The following is a 16,353-nucleotide window of genomic DNA, read 5'->3' as shown; positions in this document are numbered from 1 at the left end:
GGCCGAAGCCCCCCATCATCACACTGTTCTGCCGTCGGTTAATCGATAGAGCGCTGAATTTCGATAATTTCGAAGACTTCGATCATATCGCCGCTGCGCACGTCGTTGTAGTTCTTAACGCCGATACCGCACTCCATGCCGTTGCGCACTTCGTTAACGTCATCCTTAAAGCGACGCAGGGATTCCAGCTCGCCTTCGTAGATAACCACATTCTCACGCAGTACACGGATCGGGTTGTGACGCTTAACCACGCCTTCGGTCACCATACAGCCAGCGATAGCGCCAAATTTCGGCGACTTGAACACGTCGCGTACTTCAGCCAGACCGATGATCTGCTGTTTGTATTCCGGCGCCAGCATGCCGCTCATGGCCGCTTTCACTTCATCAATCAGGTTATAGATGACGGAGTAATAGCGCAGATCCAGGCTTTCCGCTTCAATCACGCGGCGTGCGGAAGCGTCGGCACGCACGTTAAAGCCGACCAGGATAGCATTGGACGCAGCAGCAAGCGTAGCATCGGTTTCGGTGATGCCGCCAACGCCAGAACCAACAATTTTCACTTTCACTTCATCAGTAGAAAGTTTCAGCAGTGAATCGGAAATGGCTTCAACAGAGCCCTGAACGTCGGCTTTCAGCACGATGTTCACTTCGGAGACTTCGCCTTCGGTCATGTTAGCGAACATGTTTTCCAGTTTCGCTTTCTGCTGACGCGCCAGCTTCACTTCACGGAACTTGCCCTGACGATAGAGCGCGACCTCACGGGCTTTTTTCTCGTCACGCACAACGGTCGCTTCATCGCCTGCAACCGGCACGCCAGATAAGCCCAGAATCTCTACCGGAATAGACGGCCCCGCTTCAGACACTTCCTGCCCCAGTTCGTTGCGCATCGCACGCACGCGGCCATACTCAAAGCCACACAGAACGATATCGCCTTTATGCAGCGTACCTTCACGTACCAGTACGCTTGCAACCGGGCCGCGGCCTTTATCCAGGAACGATTCAATAACCACGCCGCTCGCCATGCCGTTACGTACGGCTTTAAGCTCCAGAACTTCAGACTGCAGCAGGATAGCGTCAAGCAGTTCGTCAATGCCGGTTCCGGCTTTTGCAGATACGTGTACAAACTGGCTTTCACCGCCCCAATCTTCCGGGATGATGCCGTACTGCGACAGCTCGTTCTTCACGCGATCCGGATCGGCTTCCGGCTTATCAATTTTGTTTACAGCCACAACCACCGGCACCTGCGCTGCTTTCGCATGCTGGATAGCTTCGATGGTCTGCGGCATTACGCCGTCGTCTGCGGCGACAACCAGCACAACGATATCCGTGGCCTGCGCGCCGCGAGCGCGCATTGCGGTAAACGCGGCGTGGCCCGGGGTATCCAGAAAGGTAATGCTGCCGTTATCGGTTTCAACGTGATAAGCGCCGATATGCTGAGTAATCCCGCCCGCTTCGCCAGAGGCGACTTTAGTCGAACGGATATAGTCGAGCAGCGAGGTTTTACCGTGGTCAACGTGGCCCATAATCGTCACAACCGGCGCGCGTGGCTCAGCCTGAACGCCGGTATCACGATCGCTCATCACCGCTTCTTCCAGTTCATTCTCACGGCGCAGAATGACTTTGTGGCCCATTTCTTCCGCCACCAGTTGTGCGGTTTCCTGGTCGATGACCTGGTTGATAGTTGCCATAGCGCCCATTTTCATCATTGCTTTGATGACCTGGGAGCCTTTGACCGCCATCTTATTCGCCAGCTCGGCAACGGTGATAGTCTCACCGATCACCACGTCGCGGTTAACGGCCTGAGCCGGCTTCTGGAAGCCCTGCTGCAACGCGCTGCCGCGACGATGTTTACCGCCCTTGCCGCCGCGAACGGCCGCTCGGGCTTCTTCACGATCGGCTTTGGTTTCGGAATGCTTGTTGCCTTTTTTCGGACGCGGCGCTTTTGCCGTACGCCCGCGGCCACGACCGCCTTCCACTTCGCGATCGTTCTCATCTTCCGCCTGACGGGCGTGCTGAGAGGTCGTTACATGGTAGTCGCTATTGTCTTCTTCTTCAGGCTTGACCCACTCGGCGCCGCCGGCTTCCGCCATACGACGCGCTTCTTCAGCAACGCGGCGCGCTTCTTCTTCGAGTTTACGACGCGCTTCTTCTTCCGCCTTACGTTTAAGTTCGGCAGCCTCCGCTTCACGACGTGCTTTATCGGACTGGCCTGCTTTAGTTTCTACATCAGTATGTTGATTGCTCACTTTGTCTTTTTCCGCAGCTTCGCGTCTGGCTTTATCAGCGGCTTCACGCTTAGCTTGTTCTTCAGCTTGACGCTGGGCTTTCTCTGCAGCCTCGCGCTTAGCAGCTTCTTCTGCTTCACGTTGGGCCTTCTCTTCCGCGTCACGCTTCGCCTGTTCTTCCGCGGCGAGACGCTCAGCCTCAAGCGGATCACGTTTTACAAAGGTGCGTTTTTTGCGGACTTCAACCTGCACCGACTTACTTTTTCCGCCAGTGCCGGGTATGTTTAAAGTACTGCGCGTTTTGCGCTGTAAAGTCAATTTATCTGGCGCAGAACCGTGTTCACGGTTCAGGCGCGCCAGCAGAATTTGTTTCTCCTGGGCCGTTACAGAATCATCAGCATTCTTGCGAATACCAGCATCAGCAAATTGCTGTACCAGGCGATCCACGGAAGTCTGAATCTCGGCGGCCAGCGCTTTTAGGGTTACATCAGTCATGCTGTTCCTTCCTGCTACAGTTTGATTACGCGTCGTCGCCGAACCAGCAAATGTTGCGGGCAGCCATAATAAGCTCGCCCGCCAGCTCGTCGGTAAGGCCTTCAATATCGGTGAGATCGTCAACGCCCTGCTCAGCCAGGTCTTCCAGCGAACAGACACCGCGCGCGGCCAGTTTAAAGGCCAGGGTACGATCCATCCCCTCCAGGTTGAGCAAATCGTCCTGAGGCTTGTTGTCGCCGAGACTCTCTTCCTGCGCCAGCGCCAACGTGGTTAGCGCATTCTTGGCACGATCGCGTAATGCTTCCACGGTCGGTTCATCAAGGCCATCAATTTCCAGCAGCTCTTTCATCGGCACATAGGCCAGCTCTTCGAGCGTGGAGAAGCCCTCTTCTACCAGAACCGTGGCGAAGTCTTCATCAATATCCAGATATTTTGTAAAAGTATCAATGGCCGCATGGGTTTCTGCCTGGTGTTTTTCCTGCAGATCCTCAACGGTCATCACATTGAGATCCCAGCCGCTCAGTTGTGAAGCCAGGCGGACGTTCTGGCCATTGCGGCCGATAGCCTGCGCCAGGTTGCCCGCCTCAACTGCGATATCCATCGTGTGTTTGTCCTCATCCACCACGATAGAAGCCACATCAGCCGGCGCCATTGCGTTAATCACGAACTGTGCAGGGTTGTCATCCCACAACACAATATCAATACGTTCGCCGCCAAGCTCCGTCGACACCGCCTGAACGCGCGCGCCGCGCATACCTACACAGGCGCCAACCGGGTCGATACGCTTATCGTTGGTTTTCACGGCGATTTTGGCACGTGAACCGGGATCGCGGGCAGCGGCTTTGATCTCGATAACCTCTTCTCCGATCTCCGGTACTTCGATGCGGAACAATTCGACCAGCATCTCTGGTTTTGAACGCGTAACAAATAGCTGCGCGCCGCGCGCTTCAGGACGAACGGCGTAAAGCACGCCGCGGACACGGTCGCCCGGACGGAAGTTTTCACGCGGCAGCATATCCTCACGCAGGATAACGGCTTCAGCGTTGCTGCCGAGATCCAAAGAGATATTGTCACGATTCACTTTTTTCACAACGCCTGTGATAATTTCGCCTTCGCGATCGCGAAATTGATCCACGACCATCGCACGCTCGGCTTCACGGACCTTCTGCACGATAACCTGTTTTGCCGTCTGCGTAGTGATGCGGTCAAATGTAACGGACTCAATCTGATCTTCAACGTAATCGCCAGGCTGCAAATTCGGATCTTCAAACTGCGCGGCTTCCAGCGTTATCTCGCGGGTCGGCTGGGTTACTTCTTCAACGATAAGCCAGCGGCGGAAAGTATCGAAGTCACCGCTCTTACGATCGATACTTACGCGAACGTCAATTTCCTGCTCATATTTTTTCTTGGTTGCCGTTGCCAGAGCACTTTCCAGCGCCTCAAAAATCTTTTCACGCGGCACCGCTTTTTCGTTAGAAACTGCTTCTACAACAGCCAAAATTTCTTTATTCATCAGGGGCTTAGCCTCAATCCAGACTGTTAAAAGTGGGGTACCAGATTCGCCTTCTGAATATTGCTCAGCGCGAATACTTCATCTTTGCCTTCAACCGTAACAGTGATCATTTCGCCATCAACGGCCTTTATGATGCCCTGCCATTTACGGCGGTTGTGAACCGCCATGCGTAACGCGAGGCTTACCTCTTCACCAATAAAACGGTTATAGTGCGCGGCACTGAACAGCGGGCGATCGAGGCCAGGTGAGGAGACTTCCAGGTTGTAAGCCACAGAGATGGGATCTTCGACATCCAGGACCGCGCTTACCTGGCGGCTGACATCAGCGCAATCATCAACATTGATGCCATCTTCACTATCAATATAGATGCGCAACGTCGAAGTGCGACTACGAATAAACTCAATACCCACCAGTTCGTAGCCCAGCGCTTCAACCGGCGCCGTCATCAGTTCTGTTAATTTCTGCTCTAATGTGGACAAATCCACCCCCCTGGACATAAAAAAAGGGCAAAAAGCCCAGTTATTCTCACGTCAGATAACAAAAAACCCCGATAAATCGGGGCGTTATATAACTGAACCCTGTATACCTTCCGGGAGAATTTTTTTCAAACTCCCTTGCGAAGATAGCCTAACGTTCTTCACAGTATATTTGAAAATGAACTCTCAGGGAAAGTGGTTGCGGGGGCCGGATTTGAACCGACGACCTTCGGGTTATGAGCCCGACGAGCTACCAGGCTGCTCCACCCCGCGTCAGAAACGTGGCGTATCGTACACCTACGCTGGTAAAAATGCAAATTTCACCGGGATTTGGTACCGAGGACGGGACTTGAACCCGTAAGCCCTATTGGGCACTACCACCTCAAGGTAGCGTGTCTACCAATTCCACCACCTCGGCACTTTTTACGACGTTCGATAAAATGACATCGAACTGAAGTTGGCGCTAACTTACTGTGGGATATCGCTGGTCGGCTGAGACGGCGCCGCCGGCTGAGTCTGCTCAGATTTCGGCTGAGTCAGGTTTTCCCACATGCTTCCTTTGTTGGTTTTATTGCTGTTCAGGTTACCCAGCACAAGGCTGATGATAAAAAACACAGTCGCCAGAATCGCGGTAGAGCGGGTCATGAAATTCCCGGAACCGCTGGAACCAAACAGCGTAGCAGATGCGCCAGCGCCGAAGGATGCTCCCATATCAGCGCCTTTACCTTGCTGTAGCATAATCAGGGCTACGAGCGCCACAGCCACAATAAGGAAAACAACTAAAAGAGCTTCGTACATAATCGACCTGTTCCTTGCGGGGTTACCGCGACCTGTGCTTCACCAAGCAATAGCGAAGAATGTTTCCGTTCCCCACTGAAGCGGGTCTGAATACTATCTAAAGGTGCCGTCCCACGCAAGGGCAATTTATTCACACCGCGCCAACTGCGGAAAAAATCAGCACCCAACGCCGATATTGATGAAAGAAAAGGCGGCCATGCCGCCTGATAATGGCAACGAAGAGGATGAATGCGTGATTTTTCCTCTTTGTGATTAACGTGCGCAAATCCAGAATGCGATTTTTTCGCCACGCCGGACCGAAATGACTCGGTCCGGCGTTTACCGACAAAACCGCTTTTCGTTCTGTTCAGAACCAAACTCTATCAGGCGGCTTTCACTGCATCGGCAATACGATGGGCCATAGCTGTAACCTGCTCTTCGACTTCCCCTTCCACCATAACGCGAATCAGCGGCTCAGTACCGGACTTACGCAGCAGCACGCGCCCGCGTTTACCCAGTTCGGCCTCTACGGCCGCCGTGGCCTGCTTCACCGTTTCTGACTGTAGCGGATCGCCGCTGCCGGCGGTATAGCGTACATTCACCAGTACCTGCGGAAACAGTGTCATGCCGCTGCATAAATCGAGCAGGCTCATGTTGTTGCGCACCATTGCGCTCAGCACCTGCAGCCCGGCCACAATGCCGTCGCCAGTAGTGGTTTTATCGAGCAGAATCACATGGCCAGAGTTTTCTGCGCCGATTCGCCAGCCCGTCTCCTGCATCTTTTCCAGTACGTAGCGGTCGCCCACTTTCGCACGCTCAAAAGGAATGCCCAGTTGTTTTAGCGCCAGCTCAAGGCCCATATTACTCATCAGCGTCCCTACCGCGCCGCCGCGCAGTTGCCCCTGGCGCAGCCCTTCGCGTGCGATAATATAAAGAATTTGGTCGCCGTCGATTTTATTGCCTTCATGGTCAACCATCATTACGCGATCGCCGTCGCCGTCAAAGGCAATACCCAGATCGGCCTTCTCAGCAACCACGCGCGCCTGAAGTAGTCTGACGTCAGTCGCACCGCATTTGTCGTTAATGTTAAGACCGTTTGGCTCGCAACCAATGGCAATAACCTGCGCCCCCAGTTCCCGCAGCACGTTTGGCGCGATATGGTAAGTAGCGCCGTTAGCACAGTCGACAACAATTTTCAGCCCGCCAAGGCTAAGCTCATTCGGGAAAGTCGCTTTACAGAATTCAATGTAGCGCCCGGCTGCGTCAACAATACGACTGGCCTTCCCAAGCTCAGCGGAATCAACGCAGCTTATTTCTTTTTCCAGCTCGGCTTCGATCGCGTCTTCAACCATATCCGGTAGTTTCGTCCCATCAATGGAGAAGAATTTGATGCCGTTGTCATAAAACGGATTGTGGGAGGCTGAAATGACAATACCCGCTTCCGCACGGAAGGTGCGCGTCAGATACGCAACGGCCGGGGTAGGCATAGGACCGGTAAATGAGGCAGACAGCCCGGCGGCAGCCAGCCCGGCTTCAAGCGCCGATTCCAGCATATAGCCGGATATGCGGGTATCTTTACCGATAATAACTTTACGTGAACCGTGACGCGCCAGGACTTTCCCTGCAGCCCAGCCCAGCTTCAGTACAAAGTCCGGCGTGATCGGTGAATCCCCAACGCGCCCACGAATGCCGTCGGTGCCGAAATATTTGTGGTTACTCATAGCGTTTATTTTCCTTCGCAGAAAGCGTGGCCTCAACCACGCGCAGTGCTTCCACCGTTTCTTTAACATCGTGCACGCGAATAATCTGCGCGCCCTGCATCGCCGCGATAACCGCACAGGCAAGACTGCCGCTCAAACGCTGGTTTGGTCCAACGTTCAGCAATTGCCCCACCATTGATTTACGCGACATTCCTACCAGCAGAGGCAAACCCAGTCGGTGGAACGCGGAAAGACGGGCAAGAAGCTCATAGTTATGGGAAAGATTTTTACCGAAACCGAACCCCGGGTCGAGCAACAATTTCTCTTTTAAGATTCCCGCAGCTTCACACCGTTCAATCTGCGTAAGAAAGAAGCGCTCCACGTCAGTAAAGACATCATCGTACCGCGGCGCCTGTTGCATGGTACGCGGTTCACCCTGCATATGCATCAGGCATACCGGCAGCCCGGCCTGCGCTGCCGCCGCCAGCGCGCCCGGCCCGGTAAGCGAGCGGACATCGTTAATGATATGCGCCCCGGCGCGCGCGCTTTCACGAATGACTTGCGCTTTAGAGGTATCCACGGATATCCAGACTTCAAAGCGCTGCGCAAGCGCTTCCACTACGGGAATAACGCGCTCCAGTTCATCGTCAACGCTCACCTCATCAGCTCCCGGACGCGTTGATTCGCCGCCAACGTCAATGATAGTCGCCCCGGCATTGATCATGTCGTTGGCATGTCTGACGGCATCAGCCAACTGGTTATGTCTGCCGCCATCGGAAAATGAATCAGGCGTCACATTGAGAATGCCCATCACGTGAGGGTGGGACAGATCCAGAATCGAGCCCTGGGCTGAAAGTTTCATCACGGTTCCTTATCACCATTTTTTGACATGAACAGGGCGTAGCGCACTGCTGCCTTTGCCAAAATTATGCCAGGACGACTGATACAAAAAAACCCCGGGCAAGCCCGGGGTCAGATTGTTGGCAAAGAGGGCGCTATATTAACGCCCGCTTTGTGGACAATGGCCGAAAATCAACAGCTTGATTTTTCTGGCTTAACGCCCAGGCTTTCAGGCTAAAACCGTTCAGCCCGGCGTTTATAACACAACGATATGAACCGATGAATTACTTGTCGTCCAGCCGCTCAGACATCGTGTTGCCTGGGTTCGGCGTACGCGGCTCATCGACAGGACGAGGCGCCTGCGGCTTACCGTTGTCATCCGAACCACCGGCCGCGTTCGGCTCTTCCCAGCCTGCCGGCGGGCGCACTTCCCGACGCGCCATCAGGTCGTCTATCTGCGGCGCATCAATGGTCTCGTACTTCATCAGCGCATCTTTCATGGCATGCAGAATATCCATGTTGTCGTTCAGGATCTGGCGAGCGCGATTATAGTTACGCTCAACTAACAGTTTTACTTCCTGATCGATGATACGGGCTGTCTCATCAGACATATGCTTCGCTTTTGCCACGCTGCGGCCAAGGAATACTTCGCCTTCTTCTTCCGCATACAGCAGCGGGCCAAGTTTTTCGGAGAAGCCCCACTGCGTCACCATATTACGCGCCAGGTTGGTTGCAACCTTGATATCATTGGACGCGCCAGTTGAGACGTGCTCTACACCGTAGATAATTTCTTCTGCCAGACGCCCGCCATATAGCGTTGAAATTTGACTTTCCAGCTTCTGACGGCTGGCGCTGATAGCGTCGCCTTCCGGCAGGAAGAAGGTGACGCCCAACGCACGGCCACGTGGAATAATGGTTACTTTATGCACCGGATCGTGTTCCGGCACAATACGACCAATAATCGCGTGACCAGCCTCATGATATGCGGTCGATTCTTTCTGCGCTTCCGTCATCACCATAGAGCGGCGTTCCGCTCCCATCATGATTTTGTCTTTCGCTTTTTCGAACTCAACCATCGAGACCACGCGTTTGTTGCCCCGCGCGGCAAACAAAGCGGCTTCGTTAACCAGGTTGGCAAGATCCGCGCCGGAGAAACCAGGCGTGCCGCGCGCAATAATTGCCGCATCGATATCCGGCGCCAGCGGGACGCGCCGCATATGCACTTTCAAAATCTGTTCGCGGCCGCGAACATCCGGCAGGCCAACCACAACCTGGCGGTCAAAGCGGCCAGGGCGCAGCAGCGCGGGGTCGAGCACGTCAGGACGGTTAGTCGCAGCAATAACGATAATGCCTTCATTGCCTTCAAAACCATCCATCTCAACCAGCATCTGATTCAGCGTCTGCTCACGCTCGTCGTGACCGCCACCCAGCCCTGCGCCGCGCTGACGGCCCACGGCGTCTATCTCATCGATAAAGATGATGCACGGCGCGGCTTTCTTCGCCTGTTCAAACATATCGCGCACGCGGGATGCGCCCACGCCCACGAACATCTCAACAAAGTCAGAACCGGAAATCGTAAAGAACGGCACCTTCGCTTCCCCGGCGATAGCTTTCGCCAGGAGGGTTTTACCGGTACCCGGAGGACCAACCATCAGAACGCCTTTCGGGATCTTACCGCCCAGCTTCTGAAAGCGGCTCGGCTCGCGCAGGTATTCAACCAGCTCACCCACTTCTTCTTTCGCTTCGTCACAGCCTGCAACGTCAGCGAAAGTGGTTTTGATCTGATCTTCCGTAAGCATACGCGCCTTGCTCTTACCAAACGACATGGCGCCTTTGCCGCCGCCGCCCTGCATCTGGCGCATAAAGAAAATCCATACGCCAATCAGCAGCAGCATCGGGAACCAGGAAATAAAGATAGAAGCCAGCAGGCTTGGCTCTTCCGGTGGTTCACCCACGACTTTGACGTTTTTAGTCACAAGGTTATCAAGCAGCTTGGGATCTTCTACAGGGATATAAGTCGTGTATCGGTTACTATCTTTCTTGGTAACGTTGATTTCACGTCCGTTGATACGCGCTTCGCGAACCTGGTCCTGATTGACCTCTTGCAGGAAGGTGGAATAATCCACCCTACGGCCATTTGACTCGCTGGGCCCAAAGCTCTGAAACACAGACATCAGCACAACCGCGATGACCAGCCAGAGTATTAGGTTTTTCGCCATGTCACTCAAGGGATTAACCTCATATTACAACTGTGTTAAAAACAGCGTCAGGATACTATATAGCCATCTTATTTCAAACCAGCGCAGCAGCCGGTATGATGTCCATTGGTTATAGTTTACGCCCGGTCGCTACAATATACACTTCACGTGAACGCGCACGCGAAGAGTCCGGCTTACGAACTTTCACCTTCGTAAACAGGGCGCGAATTTCCCGTAGGTACTCATCGAAACCTTCGCCCTGGAACACCTTCACTACAAAACTCCCCCCTGGCGCCAATACATCACGACACATCTCAAGCGCCAGTTCGACCAGATACATAGCGCGCGGAATATCCACCGCAGGCTGCCCGCTCATGTTAGGGGCCATATCTGACATTACAACCTGCACTTTACTGCCGCCGACGCGCTCCAGCAGCGCTTTCATGACTAATTCATCACGAAAATCGCCCTGAAGGAAATCCACGCCGACGATAGGATCCATAGGCAAAAGGTCACAGGCAATAATACGGCCATTGCCGCCAATTTGCGAAACAACATACTGCGACCATCCGCCTGGCGCAGCGCCGAGATCGACAACGGTCATACCAGGCCTGAAAAGCTTGTCACTTTGCTGTATTTCATCAAGTTTAAACCAGGCGCGGGAGCGTAACCCTTTTTTCTGCGCCTGCTGAACATATTTGTCGCTAAAGTGTTCCTGAAGCCAGCGGCTGGAGCTGGCAGAACGCTTTTTACCTGTCATTTCGCATTCCATCTGGTTTCATCGCAAAGCGCGCGCAAAAAATCATGCCGCCTTGGCTATAGTTGAGAGATGGCGGTAGAATGAACCGTTTTCAATCCCAATGTAAGCAAAAATATACGATGAATCTGAGTACTAAACAAAAACAGCACCTGAAAGGTCTTGCACATCCGCTTAAGCCTGTCGTCATGCTTGGCGGAAATGGGTTGACCGAAGGGGTACTGGCCGAGATCGAACAAGCGCTTGTACACCATGAGTTAATCAAGGTGAAAATCGCCACGCAAGACCGCGAAACTAAGGCCCTGATCGTGGATGCCATCGTGCGGGAAACCGGCGCCTGTAACGTCCAGGTCATCGGCAAAACGCTCGTGCTCTACCGTCCCACAGAAGAGCGTAAGATCTCGCTTCCACGCTAGCCATTCTCAGGCGATTATTTTTAACTGCCTGCGACAGTTATTCTTGCCGGAAAGTGTGCAACATGCCATGCACGCCTGGTTGTTAAAAGGCCGCTAAGCGGCCTTTTTCTTATCTTTACAAACCGATTTCACCGGTCATCCCGCGCGGATTAAAGGTATTCCACACTTAAGATTTCGAACTCGACTTCGCCGCCTGGCGTTTTAATCACCACGACATCTTCCGCTTCTTTCCCCACCAGACCACGCGCAATCGGAGAATTCACTGAAATGAGATTGTGTTTAATATCAGCCTCATCATCGCCCACAATGCGGTACGTTTGTTCTTCGTCGCTGTCCAGGTTGAGGATTTTTACCGTAGCGCCAAAAATTACGCGGCCATTGTTAGGCATTTTCGTCACATCAATCACCTGCGCGTTTGAAAGCTTCCCTTCAATATCTTTGATACGCCCTTCGCAAAAGCCCTGCTGTTCACGCGCAGCGTGGTACTCGGCATTTTCCTTTAAATCGCCGTGCTCACGCGCCTCGGCGATCGCCGCAATAATTTCAGGGCGGCGAACAGACTTCAGGTACTCCAGCTCTTCGCGAAGTTTTTCAGCGCCACGTAAGGTCATCGGAATAGGTTGCATTTGTTATACCTCTTAAAACTGTCCTGTTGAGATCTGCGCACCGCAGCCGTTATCAACGCCCGGTCCGCTAACGCGCTAAGCGCCCGGATGAGAAACAAAAGAAAACTGACCCGGGAACAAAACCCCGGGTCAGTCAGATCGTTGACAAAGAAGGAAAAAACGGAGTTTCTCTNAGCAGGCGAAAATCAATACATTGATTTTCCTTATTTTTTATTGTGCTTCATCCATCCTGTCTGCGACAGGATAGGGTTTGTCAGCAGTCTTACTAACCCGGGAGCAAAGCGCCGGGTTAGTGATGATTTTTCATTTTGATATATATTTTACTCTGAAGTTCCACAAGGGTCATCGTTTACTTTGCGGTATGAAGCGCCTTAGTATGACGACTCGTTTCCCGGCCTTAACAGCGAATTTTATGCGATTTTCCAGCCTTATTATCGGATTGACCAGCATTTTCACCCTGAACGCTCAGGCCGCCAGCGTGGATGACTATATCAAACAACTTCCCCCCGGCGCCAACCTGGCGCTGTTGGTGCAAAAGACAGGAGCACAAAATCCGGTAGTAGACTATCACGGTCAGCAGATGGCGCTGCCGGCCAGTACGCAGAAAGTGATTACCGCCCTGGCTGCGTTATTACAACTGGGCCCGGATTATCGCTTCACCACCACGCTTGAACGTAAGGGAAACGTTAAAGATGGCGTGCTGGAAGGCGATCTTATTGCCCGTTTTACCGGCGACCCAACGCTCAGGCGCCAGAATATTCGCAATATGGTTGCCGCGCTAAAGAAGGCTGGCATAGGGCAAATTAACGGCAATATATTGATTGATACTTCTGCATTTGCCAGCCATGACAAAGCGCCCGGCTGGCCGTGGAATGATATGACGCAGTGCTTTAGCGCGCCGCCGTCCGCCGCTATCATCGACCGCAACTGTTTTTCGGTTTCTCTTTACAGCGCGACGCAGGAAAACGAACCGGCTTTTGTCCGTATTGCTTCCTATTACCCGGTTTCGGTGTTCAGCCAGGTTCGTACGCTGCCCAAAGGTTCCGCCGAAAGCCGTTTTTGCGAGCTGGACGTCGTGGTAGGCGACCTTAACCGCTATACCCTCACCGGTTGCCTCAGCCAACGCAGCGATCCGCTGCCGCTCGCTTTTGCCATACAGGACGGCGCGGGATACGCAGGCGCGATTATCAAAGACGAGCTCAGGCAGGCAAATATACGTTACAGCGGCACGCTGCTGCGTCAGACGCAGGTTAACCCCCCCGGTATCGCGATGGCCAGTACGCAGTCGGCTCCGCTGCGCGAGCTATTGCGTATTATGTTAAAAAAATCGGATAACATGATAGCCGATACCGTATTTCGCACTATCGGCCGCCAGTTTTACGGCGTACCCGGCACCTGGCGCGCCGGCGCAAATGCGGTGCGCCAGCTACTGCGCCAGAAGGCGGGCATCGAACTGGGCAACACAATTATCGTGGATGGTTCAGGTCTGTCGCGCCATAACCTGATTTCCCCCGCAACGATGATGCAGGTGCTGCAATATATTGCGGCTAACGACGGCAAGCTAAATTTTATTTCCATGCTGCCGCTGGCGGGCCACGACGGATCGCTGCAATACCGCGCAGGTCTGGATCTGGCGGGCGTAAACGGAAAAGTATCCGCCAAAACCGGATCGCTACAGGGGGTCTATAATCTGGCTGGCTTTTTGACAACCGCCAGCGGACAACGCCTGGCGTTTGTGCAATTTTTGTCCGGCTATGCGGTTGAACCCGCCAATCAGCGCAACCGGCGCATTCCTCTGGCGCGCTTTGAGGGACGCCTCTATAAGGATCTGTATAGCAACAACTAAGCGTTTGAAATTACTTAGCGTTACACACAGAAACCGTTTTGCCGTTAAAACACAAGCCACGATAGTACGGAGATTACATTTCTGAAAACGACGGCGGCAGGAAAAGGCCGGCCACCTGGGTTGATTAAGGGACGCGAGCGCGCCCCTTTGCCTGTTCTCCAGTAAGGAGCGCTCGTTATTGCAGCCAGCGCAGGGGGGAGAAGAGCCTCCCCTGAATATTAAAAACGTCCTGGCAGCGTTTTTTGTACGACGGACTTAACGCTTATAAATAAATTCGACGCCTTCTTCGTCATCTTCATCCCAGTCGTCGTCCCAGTCCTCCTCATCAACAGCGGCCTGCGCTTCCTCAAGCTGCTGACGATGATAATCATCCCACATGAACTCGACTTTTTCCGGCGCCTTAGCTTCAGCTTCTTGTTGAACTGGGTTTTCGATAATGAAGTTCATCACATCCCAGCACAGCGCATTAACGCCATCACGGCTGGCTGCGGAGATAAGGTAATATTTACCTTCCCAGCCCAGCGCGTCAGCAATCGCTTTCGCTTTCGCGTCGGCCTCTTCGCGGCTTAGCAGATCGGTCTTGTTAAACACCAGCCAGCGCGGCTTTTCCGCCAGCTTGCTGCTGTATTTTTCCAGCTCTCCGATGATGATACGCGCATTTTCCACCGGATCGGATTCATCAATCGGGGCCATATCAATAAGATGCAGCAGCACGCGGCAACGTTCAAGGTGCTTAAGAAAGCGGATGCCCAGCCCGGCGCCATCTGCCGCGCCTTCGATAAGCCCCGGAATATCAGCGACCACAAAGCTTTTCTCATTATCCATACGCACTACGCCAAGGCTCGGCACCAGCGTCGTAAACGGATAATCCGCCACTTTCGGCTTCGCAGCAGACACGGCGCGAATAAAGGTTGATTTGCCCGCATTCGGCAGGCCCAACATGCCCACATCCGCCAGCAGCATTAGTTCCAGCAGGAGGTCGCGCTTGTCGCCTGGCGTACCCATTGTTTTCTGACGCGGAGTACGGTTTACGGAAGATTTAAAGCGGGTGTTCCCCAGGCCGTGCCAGCCGCCTTTCGCTACCATCAGGCGCTGGCCATGACGGGTCAGATCGCCCATCGTTTCGCCAGTGCCCTTATCAATAACTCGCGTCCCCTGCGGCACCTTAATCGTAACATCTTTACCGCGCTTGCCGGTACAGTCACGACTCTGGCCATTCTGGCCGCGCTCGGCGCGAAAGGATTTCTCAAAGCGGTAATCAATAAGCGTATTGAGGTTCTCATCCGCCTCCAGCCAGACGTCGCCGCCGTCGCCGCCGTCGCCGCCGTCAGGGCCGCCCTTAGGAATATACTTTTCCCGGCGAAAGCTCACGCAACCATTGCCGCCGTCTCCTGCCACAACCAGAATCGACGCTTCATCAACAAACTTCATCTTACTCTCCGTAAATCATTCGCCCGCCTGGGGCACGGCCACGGCCGATTTATCTTTGCGCCAGCGCCCCCACAGGCGGTGGCCGATAGCAGAGTACATCGCCCCCGACACCACAACCAGCGCCCCCACAAGGGCCAGCAGGTTTAGCGCCGGTCTGGCAAATATTTCAGGCCAGGCGAGTGACAACAAATCAGAAAACAGCAATGTAAACAGCGGCGTGAGCGTAATAAGCGCGCTTACCTGCGCCGCCTGCCAGCGCGCCATAGCCTCCGCCAGCGCGCCGTAGCCCACCAGCGTGTTAATCCCACAAAATATCAGGCAGGATAATTGCCAGCCATTCAGTTGCATTACGACCGCAGGCTTCGCCAGCGGCAGCAGCGCAAGCGTACATAAAGTGTACAGTAAAAAGAGGATTTGCTGCGAAGCGAGGCGACGCAGCAATATTTTTTGCGCCACGCCGTAGCTGACCCATACACAGGCCGCCCCAACGCCAAATAATACGCCCCGGGTGTAATCCGTCAGACGGGTAAAAATTTCCACCAGGCTTGCGTTAAAAAACATAACCAGGCCGCACAGCAGCATAATCGCGCCGACTATCTGCGTACCGCGCATACGCTCTTTAAGGATGAGCACGCTGGCGAGCATCATGCCTACCGGCGATAGCTGGCCGATAACCTGCGAAGCCGTCGGGCTAAGATATTGCAGCGATGAGCTGAACAATACAAAATTACCGAACAGGCCGCCGGCGGCGATAAGCAACAAAATCAGCCAGCGCGGTTTGCGAAACAGGCCGGGCGCCGGCAACTGGCGCTTAAGCGCCAGCACCATACCCAGCCCAATGCTGGCCATCAGGAACCGATAAAATACCACCGTCGGGGGCGCCATTACCGTGAGCACCTGCTTCATGGCAACAGGCAACGCTCCCCAGCACATAGCGGTAATAAGCGCTAAAACGATACCGATACCAGCCTGCTGTTTCACGCGTTTTCTCCGCAGCTTTTCCGTCGCCACAATGTAAAAATCCCCCTTCTTAGAAGGGGGCATTGATTTCGC

13 protein-coding genes and 2 tRNA genes are annotated in these 16,353 nt (G+C 53.9%); 2 read left to right on the top strand and 13 right to left on the bottom strand.

The window, feature by feature from the left end; translation table 11 throughout:
- Positions 1-38: 38 nt before the first annotated feature.
- The 10 genes from infB to rlmE form a co-directional block, all read right to left on the bottom strand.
- On the bottom strand, positions 39-2,720 hold the full coding sequence (infB, locus tag JJB97_RS14850; RefSeq protein ID WP_238714801.1) for a translation initiation factor IF-2: 2,682 nt from the start codon (positions 2,718-2,720) through the stop codon (positions 39-41).
- A gap of 25 nt (positions 2,721-2,745) precedes the next feature.
- A complete protein-coding gene (nusA, locus tag JJB97_RS14845) occupies positions 2,746-4,233 on the bottom strand; it encodes a transcription termination factor NusA (RefSeq protein ID WP_238714800.1) in 1,488 nt (495 codons plus the stop codon).
- A 26-nt stretch (positions 4,234-4,259) separates the two neighbouring features.
- Complete coding sequence (gene rimP, locus JJB97_RS14840; protein ID WP_238714799.1) at positions 4,260-4,712, bottom strand: ribosome maturation factor RimP; 453 nt, start codon at positions 4,710-4,712, stop codon at positions 4,260-4,262.
- Between the two features lie 193 nt (positions 4,713-4,905).
- Positions 4,906-4,982: transfer RNA gene (locus tag JJB97_RS14835), tRNA-Met, on the bottom strand.
- A gap of 58 nt (positions 4,983-5,040) precedes the next feature.
- A tRNA-Leu gene (locus JJB97_RS14830) sits at positions 5,041-5,127 on the bottom strand.
- A 50-nt stretch (positions 5,128-5,177) separates the two neighbouring features.
- Complete coding sequence (gene secG / locus JJB97_RS14825; RefSeq protein ID WP_238714798.1) at positions 5,178-5,507, bottom strand: preprotein translocase subunit SecG; 330 nt, start codon at positions 5,505-5,507, stop codon at positions 5,178-5,180.
- A 362-nt stretch (positions 5,508-5,869) separates the two neighbouring features.
- A complete protein-coding gene (gene glmM, locus JJB97_RS14820) occupies positions 5,870-7,207 on the bottom strand; it encodes a phosphoglucosamine mutase (RefSeq protein WP_238714797.1) in 1,338 nt (445 codons plus the stop codon).
- Positions 7,200-8,048 (bottom strand): dihydropteroate synthase, encoded by an 849-nt coding sequence (gene folP, locus JJB97_RS14815; protein ID WP_238714796.1) that lies wholly within the window; start codon positions 8,046-8,048, stop codon positions 7,200-7,202. Before folP ends, glmM begins: the two co-directional genes overlap by 8 nt.
- A gap of 262 nt (positions 8,049-8,310) precedes the next feature.
- The gene (gene ftsH / locus JJB97_RS14810; protein ID WP_238714794.1) at positions 8,311-10,245 is read right to left on the bottom strand and encodes an ATP-dependent zinc metalloprotease FtsH; all 1,935 of its coding nucleotides are present in this window, start codon (positions 10,243-10,245) and stop codon (positions 8,311-8,313) included.
- Between the two features lie 109 nt (positions 10,246-10,354).
- Positions 10,355-10,984 carry a 23S rRNA (uridine(2552)-2'-O)-methyltransferase RlmE gene (rlmE, locus tag JJB97_RS14805; RefSeq protein WP_238714792.1) on the bottom strand — a complete coding sequence of 210 codons (630 nt, stop codon included), beginning with the start codon at positions 10,982-10,984 and terminating at the stop codon, positions 10,355-10,357.
- A 119-nt stretch (positions 10,985-11,103) separates the two neighbouring features.
- Between rlmE and yhbY the strand changes: the two genes are divergently transcribed.
- Entirely contained in the window at positions 11,104-11,397 is a 294-nt protein-coding gene (yhbY, locus tag JJB97_RS14800) for a ribosome assembly RNA-binding protein YhbY (protein ID WP_238714812.1), read from the top strand.
- Positions 11,398-11,546: 149 nt separating this feature from the next.
- On the opposite strand, the gene greA is transcribed toward yhbY, so the two are convergent.
- Complete coding sequence (gene greA / locus JJB97_RS14795) at positions 11,547-12,023, bottom strand: transcription elongation factor GreA (RefSeq protein ID WP_238714791.1); 477 nt, start codon at positions 12,021-12,023, stop codon at positions 11,547-11,549.
- Positions 12,024-12,435: 412 nt separating this feature from the next.
- On the opposite strand from greA, the gene dacB reads away from it, so the two are divergent.
- The gene (dacB, locus tag JJB97_RS14790; protein WP_238714790.1) at positions 12,436-13,869 is read left to right on the top strand and encodes a serine-type D-Ala-D-Ala carboxypeptidase; all 1,434 of its coding nucleotides are present in this window, start codon (positions 12,436-12,438) and stop codon (positions 13,867-13,869) included.
- Positions 13,870-14,124: 255 nt separating this feature from the next.
- Here dacB and cgtA read toward each other — a convergent pair whose 3' ends face one another.
- Together cgtA and JJB97_RS14780 are read right to left on the bottom strand one after the other, a co-directional pair.
- Entirely contained in the window at positions 14,125-15,300 is a 1,176-nt protein-coding gene (gene cgtA, locus JJB97_RS14785) for an Obg family GTPase CgtA (protein ID WP_238714788.1), read from the bottom strand.
- Between the two features lie 15 nt (positions 15,301-15,315).
- Positions 15,316-16,281: a DMT family transporter gene (locus JJB97_RS14780; protein WP_238714786.1), complete on the bottom strand. Its 966-nt coding sequence runs from the start codon at positions 16,279-16,281 to the stop codon at positions 15,316-15,318.
- Positions 16,282-16,353 lie beyond the last annotated feature (72 nt).

Source organism: Tenebrionibacter intestinalis (assembly GCF_016632365.1).
GTDB classification, from domain to species: domain Bacteria; phylum Pseudomonadota; class Gammaproteobacteria; order Enterobacterales; family Enterobacteriaceae; genus Tenebrionibacter; species Tenebrionibacter intestinalis.
Note: the sequence above shows the minus strand (reverse complement) of the source record. Positions and strands in the feature narration are given on the sequence as shown.

Coding starts and splice junctions, on each gene's coding strand:
- infB (WP_238714801.1), bottom strand. CDS start 2,720: ATGACTGATGTAACCCTAAAAGCGCTGGCCGCCGAGATTCAGACTTCC.
- nusA (WP_238714800.1), bottom strand. CDS start 4,233: ATGAATAAAGAAATTTTGGCTGTTGTAGAAGCAGTTTCTAACGAAAAA.
- secG (WP_238714798.1), bottom strand. CDS start 5,507: ATGTACGAAGCTCTTTTAGTTGTTTTCCTTATTGTGGCTGTGGCGCTC.
- glmM (WP_238714797.1), bottom strand. CDS start 7,207: ATGAGTAACCACAAATATTTCGGCACCGACGGCATTCGTGGGCGCGTT.
- folP (WP_238714796.1), bottom strand. CDS start 8,048: ATGAAACTTTCAGCCCAGGGCTCGATTCTGGATCTGTCCCACCCTCAC.
- ftsH (WP_238714794.1), bottom strand. CDS start 10,245: ATGGCGAAAAACCTAATACTCTGGCTGGTCATCGCGGTTGTGCTGATG.
- rlmE (WP_238714792.1), bottom strand. CDS start 10,984: ATGACAGGTAAAAAGCGTTCTGCCAGCTCCAGCCGCTGGCTTCAGGAA.
- yhbY (WP_238714812.1), top strand. CDS start 11,104: ATGAATCTGAGTACTAAACAAAAACAGCACCTGAAAGGTCTTGCACAT.
- greA (WP_238714791.1), bottom strand. CDS start 12,023: ATGCAACCTATTCCGATGACCTTACGTGGCGCTGAAAAACTTCGCGAA.
- dacB (WP_238714790.1), top strand. CDS start 12,436: ATGCGATTTTCCAGCCTTATTATCGGATTGACCAGCATTTTCACCCTG.
- cgtA (WP_238714788.1), bottom strand. CDS start 15,300: ATGAAGTTTGTTGATGAAGCGTCGATTCTGGTTGTGGCAGGAGACGGC.